This is a genomic window from Luteolibacter sp. (genome assembly GCF_058122085.1).
Window position 1 is genome coordinate 1 of the sequence record NZ_JBIKBQ010000034.1, and the last position, 12,709, is coordinate 12,709.

A 12,709-nucleotide genomic window follows, 5' to 3' on the forward strand; every position below is an offset into this window, starting at 1 on the left:
CTGTCCGGCACGCCCGATAACAGCCATGTCGGCCCGAACAGCTTCACCATCCGGGTGAGCGACCTCGCCGGCAAGTTTGACGACGCGACGCTCGAAATCACGGTGGCACCCGCACCAGTTGGCGACTTTCGCGACTGGCTAGCCGAGAACACGCTCCCTGCGGACCCGACCATCGATACCGACGGTGACAGCATCAAAAACATCATCGAATATATCATTGGTGGAGATCCCGATAATCGCAACGATCTGAACCTGTCACCCACGGTCCAACTCGTCCTTGCCGATCCAGACGGGGATCTGACCAATTCGGAATATCTCCTCTTCACCTACCGGAGGAGTGATCGTGCTGGGGTCGATCCAACCGTGAGCATCAAGGTCGAGTGGAGCGTTGATTTTAAGACGCCGTGGAGCATCGCTGATGACGGAGTTGACGATGTGGTTATCCTGCCGGATGAAATTGTCGCGGAGGAAGGGGTGAAGCGGGTGAGGGTTTACATTCCGCGGTCTCTTGAAGTGAATGGCAAACTCTTCGCACGACTTAGAGGCGATTTTATAGCTCCTCAATGATCTAAAGCATGTCCCGGAAACTGGCGGATCCATAGAAGGAATTCCAGACAATCACCATGACCCTGAAAAACCAAGTGTGTGGCGGCATTAAATGGGCTTCCATTTCGATGATTGCCACTCGTGCGGCACGATTGCTTTCAACATTTGTCCTAGCGCGTCTTCTCGCACCAGAGGCGTTCGGACTCGTCGCGATTACCAACGTAACGGTGGAACTCATCCGGATGCTGAGTGAGCTCGGTTTCGGCACCGCATATGTCCAACGCCACTATTCCAACCCCGAAGACGAGCGCCGAGCCGCGAACACGATATTCTGGATCGGAGCATTCTGCAATGTTTCGCTATATGTTGCAGCCACGGCCGCGACGCCGCTTATCGTGTCTTACTTCAAAGTTCCCCAGGCAGGGCCATTGCTTCGGGTTTTGCTTCTATCAATTCTTCTGGATATCGTGAGCACGGTTCCTTCTTTCGACCTTCTGAAGCGAATGCAGTTCAAGTCATTGTCTCTATGTGAGGTATCACAGGTATGTGTTTATACTGTGGTGGCAGTTTGCATGGCATTCGCCAACGCGGGGGCATGGAGTATTATTGTCGGAGATCTCACCTCGAAAGTAGTGGTTTCGGTGCTGCTATTCCGAGCAGTCAAGTGGAGACCACGCTTCATCTTCGATGGGATATTCGCCCGGGAACTCTTCAATTTCGGAAAGTTTATCTGGGCATTCGCCCTGCTATCGGGCTTTGGGGACGCCATCGACAAGCTTTTTGTCGGCCGCTTCTACAGCGCGGCGGATCTTGGAGTCTATTCGATGGCATTTGTTTTAATCATGTTTCCGGTGGCAAATATCAGCGGCATCGTCAACCGAGTGACCTTTCCGCTATTCAGCAAACTCAATCACGATAGCGAGAACCTCCGCGACGCCTTTCGTAAGGCGCTCGCTCACGTGGCGATTCTCGCGTTTCCGGCATCCATTGGTATTCTGGCGGTCGGCCCGCTCTTAGTCAGCGTGCTCCTCAGTCCGAAATGGCTGCCCACCATTCCGCTGATCAACATCCTCACTTTCTATGGATTGGCGTTGGCCATTTCCTCAATCACCGGCCCGGTCTTCCAGGCGATCGGCAAGCCAAACGCGCTATTCTACACGAGCATTCTCCATCACTCCACCAAACTCGCGCTTTTGTTCGGATTGCAGCGTCATGAACTAGCAGGAATATGCTATGCAGTGTTAATACCCATGATCACATCATCATTAATAGCGTTTATTCTTGTAACGAAGTATTTGAATCTCTCTCCGATCAATCTGTGCATGTCGATGCTTCGGCCGGCATTTGCGGCCGGCCTGATGTTCGTCGCCGTCCGTATCCTGATGCCGATTCTTGAAGAAGCCGGATCCGTTCCAGAAAGCATCGAACTAGTGATCGCGGTTGCCGTTGGGATCACGGTATATGTGGCAGCAAGCGCGGCAACCAACCACAAAACCTACCGGGAGTTTCTTCAATCTGCAGGAGCGATGTTGCGCGGACGCGAAGTAGCGTAATGCGCGGGCACGACTGCAAGGCGTGCGCTGATTTGCGAATCACATGTTGAAAGCGGATTTCCAGCAATTATGAAAATTGCGTTTGTCAATCAGCCCTTCGATTCAATGTGGCCTCCGGTCCGCGTAGGATCAATGCCGTTGTGGACCTTCCATGCGGCCAAGAACTGTTCGGATCGGGGCCATCAGATCGCCATATTCGGAAACCATGGCAAACTTCATCGCGAAGTAACCATGACCCATGACGGTATCCACTACTTTTTACTCCGACATTGATCGATTCAGCTGTGAACCGAACAGCCTCACTGCCGGGCTATTCATACGCAAGATCAGTTCTGAGTCGGGACCTGACCACTCTGCCGGCGGCTCGTGGTATCATTGGGGGTATGCGAGTGAGGTCGCCAGGCGTATCCGCATGTTGCGCAGTGACGTGGTTCACGTGATGAACTATTCACAGTTTGTTCCCGTGATTCGCCGCTACAATCCGACGGCCCGAATTGCACTGCATATGCACTGCGAGTGGCTCACCCAGTTCACGCGCGCAATCATCGAACCGCGTCTCCGCCAGACCGATCTGATCATTGGCTGCAGCGAATACATCACTAAGACAATCTCCGACGCATTTCCTTAATTCGCGGAAAATTTGGTGACGGTGCCAAACTCCACAGACGTGGTCTTGGAAGATCAGGCTGCACGGCCTGTCGGAAACCGTGTGTTGTTCGTGGGTCGGCTTTCGCCCGGAAAAAGGGATTCATGATCTGATTACGGCTTTCCATACCGTGCTTCAGCGCATTCCCGATGCCTCACTTCATTTGGTCGGCGATGAGGGGGCAGCCCCACTGAGATTTCTCGTCGGGCTCAGCAATCTTCCGCAAGTTCAAGCGCTGCGCCGTTTTTACGATTATAGTGGCAGCCCCGGTGGCAAGGATTCCTACCTCACCGCACTCGAGAAACTCGCGCGACCAGAGCTCGGCAAGCGCATCATCTTCGAAGGGTGCACCGATCATGACAAGATCCACGCCCACTACCGCAACGCAGCACTGCTGGTGAATGCCTCTCTGAGCGAGTCATTCGGCATCAGTGTAATCGAGGCAATGATGCTGAAGATACCAGTTGTCGCCACACGTACCGGCGGGATGCAGCATACCGTCATCCCTGGCGAAACCGGACTCTTGGTTGACCCTGCTGAGCCGTCGGCATTGGCCGATGCGATCATTGCGGTTCTGACAGACTCCGCTCTCGCCCGCCGCATGGGCGAAGCAGGGCGCACGCTGCGGCTAGCCACTTCTCACGGGATCGCTCGGCCGACCGGCTGCTGCAAGCATACGGAACCGCAGATCGGAGACCGGGGTCCTGTGTTCACTGATTTCAGTCGTCCGTCATCGACTCTCCTGTCCTAATGCACCTTCCCCAAATCACAAGCCTGCGGTGGAAATTGGACCGCAGCCTCGCATGCGGGCTGTCCCCGGATTTGCGTAAGAGTGCTGTCATCGTCGCACCTCATCCGGACGACGAGGTGCTGGGTTGCGGCGGGACCATAGCCCGAAAAATCGAGGAGCGAGCTATGGTTCATCTTGTTTTCATGACGGACGGAGCGACATCACATCGTCGTTTCATCCCCTCGGGAGACCTCGTTAGAATTCACCGTGGGGAAGCCATCGAGGCTGCCCGAATCCTCGGTGTGTCCGAGGGTCACATTACTTTTCTGGATTACCCCGACGGAAGGCTGCACACCGCACGAGAAGCGGCAGTCTCCCGGGTCACCGCGTTCCTCGCAACGCTTCATCCCGAAGAGGTTTTTGTGCCTTATCGGTTCGACGGCACGTCCGATCATGAAGAGACCTACGCAATCGTGACCGAGGCGATCCGTGGCGCGAACATACCGACCCGAGTGTTTGAATACCCCGTCTGGTTCTGGAACCAATGGCCCTGGGTCTCGCTTCCCCTGCGCCCAAATCGTCAAATGCACAACGCGCTCCGGCGATCACTTCGATTTGGACTCGGTCGAACGGCCCGACAGACCTTCACCCACGGGGTCGATGTTCGCCGCGTGGTAGATAAAAAGCGTCAAGCGCTGGCATCGCACCGCTCGCAGGTGACCCGACTCAATGGCGATCCTGCCTGGCCGATCCTTGGCGATGTCTCTGACGGGCAATTCATCGCCTGCATGACCGGAGACTACGAGGTATTCGCCGCCAATGATGGTGAATTTTGTTCGAAGCCACTAAACTTTTAGTGGGTAAGCGCGGATCGTGGTTCGATGGTTAGTCCGCCTGCGATCCAATACGCCTTGGCTCACGGCGCTACGACGTTCATGACTGAGCCGATGGGGTCTTGATGCGCGGAACCCTGCCCGGATCGGGGAATCGGTCGCCCCGCACGAAGTTCCCCCCCAAGGCCATCGGAAGCGGGGAAAAAATCTATCTAACCTCAATGGAATTATCTCGATCTTAGGGATGTCACCCACTAAATTAATTTTTTTCGGTCGTCTCACCCGAAATCCATTGCTGCCATGAAAATCGCCATTGTAAATCAGTATTGCGATACAATCATGCCGCCGGTTCAGAATTCAGTCGGTGCCTGTACCTACGGCATCGCGTCACGGCTCGCAACAGCAGCAGAGGTGCAGGTCTTTGGACTGATCCATGATGGCGGCCCCACACAGGATTTCACCGATCAAGGGGTCAGATACCGGCTGCTTGCAGCATCCGCACCGGATCTGCTTCTTATGCGCAAATTCAACCGGTTGGCGATACTCTACCGGCCATTCAACGACGGCATGACCATCCCCCGCTCGGCAGCTGCGTGGGTCCATCCGGGATATGGCCGCAAGGTCGCAGATGAGCTGGCACGCGGAGCATTTGACATCGTCTTTTTTCAGCACAATTCGCAATATATCCCGGTCGTCCGGCGCGGAAATCCGCATGCCAAACTCGTGCTCAACGTCCATCATGAACTTTATCCTCAATGCAATCACCGGCTGCTGGCGCGACGCTTCCGGCATTTGGATCGGGTGACTGCGGTCAGTGACTTCGTGGCGCAGCAAGTGGCCCGGTGCTTTCCCGAAATCAAGCCCGCCCCGTTCACTGTCTCGAACGGAATAGAGACCACGGAATTCGAAGCATCGCCGCAACGGTCGGAGACGGAGACCGTGAGCCACAGAATCATGTATGCCGGAGCAGTGTCCCCGGAAAAAGGTGTACACGTTCTTATCGAAGCGTTTCGCATTGTGGCCCCGCATTTCCCGACGGCGCGTCTGGCCATATTTGGCGCACATTCCAGCCGTCCATTGAACGAGATGTTTCCGCAGCAGGGTGATCCGCTATTGTCCGAATTAGCTCCGCTCTATCAAGGTGACTACATCGCCCATCTGAAGAACCTGCTGCCCGAGGAGTTGGGCGACCGCGTCGCATTCCGCGGCAATGTCCCCCGGGAGGAACTGGTGCGCGGCTACTATGAGGCGGATGTGTTCGCATTCCCGTCGCTGTGGAACGAAGGTTTCGGATTGCCACCGATTGAAGCGATGGCCGCCGGCACGCCTGTCGTTGCGACCCGGGCGGGCGCGATGACTGAAACCATAGAGGACGGCAGAACCGGCATCCTGGTGGATCGGAACGATCCCAGAGCATTGGCCGATGCCTTGCTCGGCTTGCTGCAAGACCGCGGCAAATCTTCTGCGATGGGTCAAGCCGCGCGCTGCAAGGTTTTGTCGGAGCGCACCTGGGATATAACAGCAACGAAGCTTCTTAAAGTTTTTAACTCACTGATGAGCGGAAATGCCGAGCCATAGTTCTTCAACAAAACACATAGAATTCAACATGAAAGTCGCGATACTGGCGGGCGGTGTGGGAAGTCGTCTTTCCGAAGAGACCCAGGTCAAGCCGAAACCCATGGTGGAAATCGGAGGACGGCCGATCCTATGGCACATCCTCAAGCACTATGAGCACTATGGTTTGAAGGACTTCACCGTAGCCTTGGGCTACAAGGGGGAATACATCAAAAAATACTTTGTCGATTATTGCTCATTGGAAAGCAATCTCACCGTGAATCTGGCCGCCGGAGCGGTGGAGTCTCACGGGAATAAACGTCCCGACTGGAACCTGGAATTGATCGATACGGGTGTCGCCACGCTAACGGGGGGAAGGATCAAGCGCTTGAAACCCTATGTTGGGAATTCACCTTTTATGCTGACATGGGGCGACGGAGTCTCAAATGTTGATCTCCAGAAGTTGCTAGAATTCCATCAATCTCATGGCAGGATCGCAACCGTAACAGCGGTTCGTCCAGCGGCCCGCTTTGGCCACATGATCTTTGATGGAGATCGAGTGACGGAGTTCTCGGAAAAACCTCAAGCGGCCGAAGGCTGGGTGAACGGCGCTTTCTTCGTGCTGGAACCGGAAGTATTTGATTACATCGATGGAGATTCCACACAGTGGGAAAAGGAACCCATGGAGCGTCTCGCAGCCGATGGTCAATTGATGGCCTACCGTCATGAGGGGTTTTGGCAGTGCATGGACACACTGCGGGATAAAGTGCTGCTTGAGGACCTATGGCAGGAGGGAAATCCACCCTGGAAAACATGGGATGATTGATCTTGAAATAACAAAAAATACGGCCATGAAAGTACTTGTGACAGGACATTTGGGATATATTGGAACGGTTCTCACTCCGATGCTTCAACGGGAGGGGTGCGATGTTGTGGGGATGGATAGCGATCTCTATCGTGCCAGCACTTTTGGAGACGGCTTGCCGATGGTCCCGAACATCGAGAAGGATGTTCGGGATGCCACAGTTGAGGATTTTTACGGCATTGATGCCGTGCTGCATCTGGCTGCATTATCGAACGATCCGCTCGGCGACATTGATCGGGACCTGACACTCGATATCAACTATCGAGGCGCGGTGCGGGTCGCCAAGTGTGCGAAAGAAGCGGGCGTTTGTCGTTTTGTGCTAGCATCGTCATGCAGCACCTATGGTGCGGGCGGAGATGGCATTCTCGGAGAAACCTCGGCATTCAACCCTGTGACACCTTATGGGGAGTCAAAGGTCTATGCAGAGCGTGATATCAGTCAACTTGCTGATGACAATTTCACGCCAACCTATCTTCGCAACGCAACGGCTTTTGGGGTGTCTCCCAGACTTCGTTTTGATCTCGTGCTTAACAACCTAACCGCATGGGCTTATACGACTGGAAAGGTGCATCTTAAAAGCGATGGCAGAGCGTGGCGGCCTATCGTCCACATCGCAGATATTTCTCTCGCCTTCCTATCGGTTCTTAAAGCCGAGCGGGATGTGGTGCACAATGAGGCATTCAACATTGGCGTGCCATCCGAGAACTATCGAATCCGTGAGATTGCCGAGATGGTACGCGATGTAGTCCCGAACTCGGATCTCCGTTTCGCTGAGGATGCTCCCGCCGACTCACGCAATTACCGGGTAAATTTTGACAAGGCCATGGAGAAGCTAACGTCATATCGACCGCAGTGGACCGCACGCAAGGGTGTGGAGGAATGCTATGAAGCCTATCGAAAACACGGATTGAATCTGAATGAGTTCGAGGGTGACAAGTATCAACGCCTGGCCCACATCAAAATGCTGAAGGCCGCTGGTGTCATCGGCGACGATTTGAGGTTTCGGTCTTGACATCAAATTGTGATTTCCCAGTAAGTATTAGAAAGAAAACGCCCATGAAAAATCAAGAGACATTTCTGAATCGTTGTGAATCCGCATGCTGCCGCGGTTGTGATCGAGTGGGGCTACATCCTGTAGTCGATCTTGGAATGATGCCGCCATCAGATCGCATAGTTACCCGCAATCAACTGAATGAGAAAGAGCGCAAGTTTCCACTGGATGTGGGGTTCTGCCCTGATTGCACACTGGTTCAAATTCTGGAGACCGTTCCGCCCGATTTTCTATTTGGAGAAGACTACATGTATTTTTCATCATTCTCCCAGGAATGGATCGACCATTGTCGAAGCAACGCAATCTCTCTAATCGAGAGACGCAAGCTTGGGCCTGACAGTCTCGTGGTTGAGCTCGCTAGCAACGACGGCTATCTTTTGAAAAACTTCGTTGAAAAGGGCGTTCCCGTGCTCGGCATTGACCCGGCCCCGAGGCAGGCGGCTGAGGCAGAGAAGGTGGGCGTCCACACTTTAATCGACTTCTTCACCAGAGAATTGGCCGAGCAACTCAAAAGCGAGGGTGTGCGTGCCGATGTCATGATCGGAAACAACGTGCTGGCCCACGTGGCTGACACTCATGGTTTCCTTGATGGAATCCACACATTGCTGAGAGATGACGGAATCGCGGTAATTGAGGCTCCTTATCTGCGATCCCTCATTGAGCATTGTGAATTCGATACGATTTATCATGAGCACCTATGCTATTTCTCGGTGACTGCCGTGGATCGTCTGCTCCGGCGCCATGGTCTGTTCCTCAATGACGTGCGGCGTATTCCAACACACGGAGGATCCATCCGATATTACATCGAGAAGCACGAGGACCCGTCCGGGTCTTTACAACAAATTCTGCACGAAGAAGAAATGCTCGGAATTGATTCGTCGATTTACTACGACGGATTCGCGAAGCAAGTTCAGAAGATCCGCGATGATCTCCGCACGGTCGTTTGTGACTTGAAAGCGGATGGCAAGCGGATCGCCGCTTACGGGGCCGCAGCCAAAGGCACAATCATGCTGAACTCCGCTGGATTGGACAACCGTGTCATCGATTACGTCGTTGACCGAAACACCCACAAGCACGGATGGTTCATGCCTGGAGTTCATATTGAAATATTCCCGGTGGAAAAACTTTTGGAAAACATGCCAGACTACGTGGTGATGTTACCATGGAACTTTTCCAGTGAAATCCTGAAGCAACAGTCGGAGTTTCGGCAACGCGGCGGCAAGTTTATCATTCCGATACCTGAAGTTCACATCGTTTGATCATCCAGCATTCCAACAACAAGATCATGATTTATCCATCATCCGAGCACTGCATCTGCCCGAATTGTGAAGCGGGTGAGATGAGTCTATTCTATGAGGTCAAGAACATACCTGTTCACTCCGTATTGCTGCTGCCTACGCGGGAACGAGCGCTAAATTATCCGCGCCGCGATCTTAAACTCGGGTTTTGTGGAAATTGTGGCTTTATTTCAAACACCGCCTTTGACCCATCAGTCCATGAGTATTCCATGTCCTGTGAGGAGTCGCAGGGCTTCTCGCCCACGTTCAATGCCTTTGCCAGGGGATTGGCTCAACGCTGGGTGCAACAGTATCAGCTGCAAGGTCGGAGTGTGCTTGAAATTGGCTGTGGGAAGGGTGAGTTCCTCGCACTGCTGGTTGAAATGGGAATGGCCGAGGGCGTCGGTATGGATCCAGCGTTCATTCCCGGCAGGCTTGAGACACCGGTTGCATCACAACTAAACTTCATCCAGGATTTCTATAGCGAGCGCTATACCCATCTTTCCGCAGACGTCGTGTGTTGCCGCCACACCCTCGAACACATTGCTCCGACCAGCGAATTCATGCGGACAGTTCGCCGCACGATAGGCGATCGCAAGGACACCTTGCTGCTTTTCGAATTGCCGGATGTTCATCGTGTTTTGCGCGAGGCCGCCTTTTGGGACATCTACTACGAGCACTGTTCATATTTCACCACGGGATCACTCGCCCGGCTCTTCCGCAAACATGGATTCGATCTATTGGAATTGGAACTCGAGTATGACGGACAATATATCGTGATCGCAGGGCGTTCGTCCAACGACGGCAGACCATTGACACTTGATGGTGAAACGGATCTCGCTGTCATCGCACAAGCAGTGGCGGACTTCCCCGAACGATTCAGGAATGCAAAAGAAGGTTGGATATCCCACCTCAACAGACTCCGTTCCCAAGGAAAGCGAGTGGTCATATGGGGCGGCGGATCAAAGGCCGTCTCATTTATCACGACACTTGGATTGGGCGAGCAGATTGACTTCGTGGTCGACATCAACCCACACAAACACGGGAAGTTTATCCCGGGTTCAGGTCATGTTGTAAGAAGTCCTGAAGAGCTGCGGGATTTCCATCCGGACTGCGTGATTCTCATGAATCCCGTCTATCATGAGGAAGTTCTTGCGATGCTGGAAAGCATGCGGCTGACCCCGCAAATACTACCCGTTTAGGCGACTGCGTGAAAGTCGAGGTTCTTCAAATCGGAAAAAAGAATGTCAACCAATACAATGAAGTGTCCCGTTTGTTCGGAGGTGAAATCGACGAGTTTCTTCCAGATCGGGAATATGCCGGTTTCCATTGGGGTTCAATATCCCAGTCGCCGGCAGGCAACGGCCTGCGCGAAGGGTCGGCTTGATCTCATTTTCTGCTCCGCGTGTGGATTCATTTGGAACAGGAGTTTTGACGCCGGTTTATTGGAGTATTCACAGCGATACGACAATTCGCTCGATCATTCGCCTGTGTTCAGGGAATTCGCTCGTGGGCTCGCCCGTCGCTTGATTCATACCTACGGAATCACCCATAAACGCGTCCTGGAAATCGGCTGTGGAAAGGGACATTTTCTTTCCCTGCTCTGTGAAGAGGGAGGGAATTCCGGAATTGGTTTCGATCCGAGTTATGAGGGCGAGCAAATCCGATCGTCCGGGCACGGCAGTATCGAATATCATAAGGACTTTTATGGCGAAAAGCATGTGTCCAGTCAGGGAGACATGGTGTGCTGCCGGCACGTCTTCGAGCATGTTGAAAATCCTGTGGACTTTCTCTCGACTGTCTATCGAACGATCAACGGCGATCGGGATGTGATGGTCTATTTTGAGGTTCCCAATGTCCGATTCATCCTTGATCAACTTTCCGTCTGGGACGTCATCTATGAACATTGCAATTACTTTGGCTGTGAATCGCTTGAATTCGTCTTCAAACAAGCTGGTTTTGAGGTGATTCGTCTAGAGGAAGCCTACGGCGGCCAGTTCTTGTCGATAGAGGCGCGTATTTCGAAAGAGGATTGGGATGGCAGGAGCGAGGCTACCTACAACGTTGGGACGTCCGCGCTTGCAGAATCCGTGAATGCATTTCCACTCCATGTCGCGGCCCGCGAGAAGCGATGGATTGAGCGCCTTGCGTTATGGTCACGGGACAACACCCGGACAGTGATCTGGGGCGGTGGAGCAAAGACGGTGAGTTTTCTTAACATGCTGCCGCTGGGCGGAATCATCTCGTATGTAGTGGATATTAATCCCAACAAACAGGGTTTGTATATTCCAGGATCGGGACAAGAGATCATCGCTCCGGAATTTCTCATGGATTATCAGCCAGACATTGTTATTTTGATGAATCCGATTTATCATCGGGAAGTTGAGTTCCAATTGGAGGAAATGAAGGTCAAGGCAATGGTGGTCGATGCATGAATCAAAAAAAGTAACACCTAATTATGAGATCTATATCTGACTACGTTATTGTAGGTGGCGGAATTGTCGGATTGGCAACGGCGATGGCACTAGGCAAGCGATTTCCTGCCACACGGATCACCTTATTGGAGAAAGAAGAGAGCCTCTCAAAACACCAGACGGGTCGTAACAGCGGTGTGATCCATTCAGGGATCTACTACAAACCGGGAAGTTTTAAGGCGGAATTCGCGCGGGCGGGGGCCATGTCGATGGTGGAATTCTGCCGTGATCACGATATTCCACATGATGTTTGTGGAAAGATCATCGTCGCTACACGGGAATCCGAGCTGCCAATCTTGCGACAACTTCTTGATCGTGGAGTCCTGAACCGCCTTCCTGTTGCTAGAATCACGGCGGATGAGGTGCGGGAAATCGAGCCACATGTGGTTTGCCTGGGAGGAATCAAGGTTCCGACCACCGGGATCACAGACTATCGATTGGTTTCACAAAAGCTTGGCGAGTTGTTTGTGGATGGAGGCGGAACGATTGAGTGCGGGTGTGAAGTTAAATCTTTTAAGACGGGCAATACCGTCCATACGATTGAAACCTCCAAGGGCGACTATCAGGGGCGTTTTGTGATCAACTGTGCGGGTCTTTTCAGTGATCGGGTGGCGCGGATGGCAGGTGTCGACCCAGCGGCCAGGATTGTTCCATTTCGGGGTGAGTATTTCGAATTGGTGCCGGAAAAGAGACATTTGGTGAACACTCTGGTTTATCCAGTGCCCAATCCCGACTTTCCGTTTCTCGGAGTTCATTTCACGAAGATGATCGATGGTTCTGTGCATGCCGGGCCGAATGCGGTACTCGCGCTTAAACGCGAGGGCTACCACAAGTCCGATTTCAACCTGCGCGATTTCACAGAGACGATGGCGTTCCCCGGATTCTGGAAACTTATCAGCAGGAATCTGGGCGAAGGCCTTAAGGAAATGCATCGTTCATTTTTCAAATCCGCCTTCGTGCACAGCCTCCAACAGTTGATTCCCGACATCCGTTCCGAGGATCTTGTTCCATGCAAGGCGGGGGTCAGAGCCCAGGCTTTGCTGGGAGATGGAAAATTGGTCGACGATTTTCTCATTGTGAAAGGCCATCATGCGCTGCATGTCTGCAACGCGCCTTCGCCCGCCGCAACGGCCGCGTTCGAAATCGGAAAAGCGATTGCCGGTCAGGTTTCGTAGGTGAA

The 12,709-nt window shown here is 53.2% G+C and carries 11 protein-coding genes and 1 pseudogene; all 12 read left to right on the forward strand.

The features are described 5' to 3' along the window. Positions 1-567: pseudogene (locus AC4DF4_RS06830) on the forward strand (hypothetical protein); the annotation flags it as partial. 56 nt (positions 568-623) lie between these two features. After that, on the forward strand, positions 624-2,099 hold the full coding sequence (locus tag AC4DF4_RS06835) for a lipopolysaccharide biosynthesis protein (protein WP_490047366.1): 1,476 nt from the start codon (positions 624-626) through the stop codon (positions 2,097-2,099). A gap of 238 nt (positions 2,100-2,337) precedes the next feature. Continuing rightward, positions 2,338-2,727, forward strand: a complete 390-nt coding sequence (locus tag AC4DF4_RS06840) for a hypothetical protein (RefSeq protein ID WP_490047367.1) — start codon at positions 2,338-2,340, stop codon at positions 2,725-2,727. 79 nt (positions 2,728-2,806) lie between these two features. Next, positions 2,807-3,496 (forward strand): glycosyltransferase family 4 protein, encoded by a 690-nt coding sequence (locus AC4DF4_RS06845; RefSeq protein ID WP_490047368.1) that lies wholly within the window; start codon positions 2,807-2,809, stop codon positions 3,494-3,496. A 35-nt stretch (positions 3,497-3,531) separates the two neighbouring features. Further along, on the forward strand, positions 3,532-4,332 hold the full coding sequence (locus AC4DF4_RS06850) for a PIG-L deacetylase family protein (protein WP_490047369.1): 801 nt from the start codon (positions 3,532-3,534) through the stop codon (positions 4,330-4,332). A 276-nt stretch (positions 4,333-4,608) separates the two neighbouring features. Next, the gene (locus AC4DF4_RS06855; protein ID WP_490047370.1) at positions 4,609-5,886 is read left to right on the forward strand and encodes a glycosyltransferase family 4 protein; all 1,278 of its coding nucleotides are present in this window, start codon (positions 4,609-4,611) and stop codon (positions 5,884-5,886) included. A gap of 28 nt (positions 5,887-5,914) precedes the next feature. Next, a complete protein-coding gene (gene rfbF, locus AC4DF4_RS06860) occupies positions 5,915-6,688 on the forward strand; it encodes a glucose-1-phosphate cytidylyltransferase (RefSeq protein ID WP_490047371.1) in 774 nt (257 codons plus the stop codon). Between the two features lie 25 nt (positions 6,689-6,713). Next, entirely contained in the window at positions 6,714-7,739 is a 1,026-nt protein-coding gene (locus tag AC4DF4_RS06865) for an NAD-dependent epimerase/dehydratase family protein (RefSeq protein ID WP_490047390.1), read from the forward strand. A 44-nt stretch (positions 7,740-7,783) separates the two neighbouring features. Further along, on the forward strand, positions 7,784-9,037 hold the full coding sequence (locus AC4DF4_RS06870) for a methyltransferase domain-containing protein (protein WP_490047372.1): 1,254 nt from the start codon (positions 7,784-7,786) through the stop codon (positions 9,035-9,037). Positions 9,038-9,063: 26 nt separating this feature from the next. Next, positions 9,064-10,257 (forward strand): class I SAM-dependent methyltransferase, encoded by a 1,194-nt coding sequence (locus tag AC4DF4_RS06875; RefSeq protein ID WP_490047373.1) that lies wholly within the window; start codon positions 9,064-9,066, stop codon positions 10,255-10,257. A gap of 42 nt (positions 10,258-10,299) precedes the next feature. Continuing rightward, complete coding sequence (locus tag AC4DF4_RS06880) at positions 10,300-11,490, forward strand: class I SAM-dependent methyltransferase (protein WP_490047374.1); 1,191 nt, start codon at positions 10,300-10,302, stop codon at positions 11,488-11,490. A 32-nt stretch (positions 11,491-11,522) separates the two neighbouring features. After that, positions 11,523-12,704 carry an L-2-hydroxyglutarate oxidase gene (gene lhgO / locus AC4DF4_RS06885; protein WP_490047391.1) on the forward strand — a complete coding sequence of 394 codons (1,182 nt, stop codon included), beginning with the start codon at positions 11,523-11,525 and terminating at the stop codon, positions 12,702-12,704. Positions 12,705-12,709: the final 5 nt, after the last annotated feature.

Excerpts from the sequence above, each read along its gene's own strand:
- AC4DF4_RS06835 (WP_490047366.1), top strand. The coding sequence starts at position 624 with ATGACCCTGAAAAACCAAGTGTGTGGCGGCATTAAATGGGCTTCCATT.
- AC4DF4_RS06840 (WP_490047367.1), top strand. The coding sequence starts at position 2,338 with ATGACGGTATCCACTACTTTTTACTCCGACATTGATCGATTCAGCTGT.
- AC4DF4_RS06855 (WP_490047370.1), top strand. The coding sequence starts at position 4,609 with ATGAAAATCGCCATTGTAAATCAGTATTGCGATACAATCATGCCGCCG.
- rfbF (WP_490047371.1), top strand. The coding sequence starts at position 5,915 with ATGAAAGTCGCGATACTGGCGGGCGGTGTGGGAAGTCGTCTTTCCGAA.
- AC4DF4_RS06865 (WP_490047390.1), top strand. The coding sequence starts at position 6,714 with ATGAAAGTACTTGTGACAGGACATTTGGGATATATTGGAACGGTTCTC.
- AC4DF4_RS06870 (WP_490047372.1), top strand. The coding sequence starts at position 7,784 with ATGAAAAATCAAGAGACATTTCTGAATCGTTGTGAATCCGCATGCTGC.
- AC4DF4_RS06875 (WP_490047373.1), top strand. The coding sequence starts at position 9,064 with ATGATTTATCCATCATCCGAGCACTGCATCTGCCCGAATTGTGAAGCG.
- AC4DF4_RS06880 (WP_490047374.1), top strand. The coding sequence starts at position 10,300 with ATGTCAACCAATACAATGAAGTGTCCCGTTTGTTCGGAGGTGAAATCG.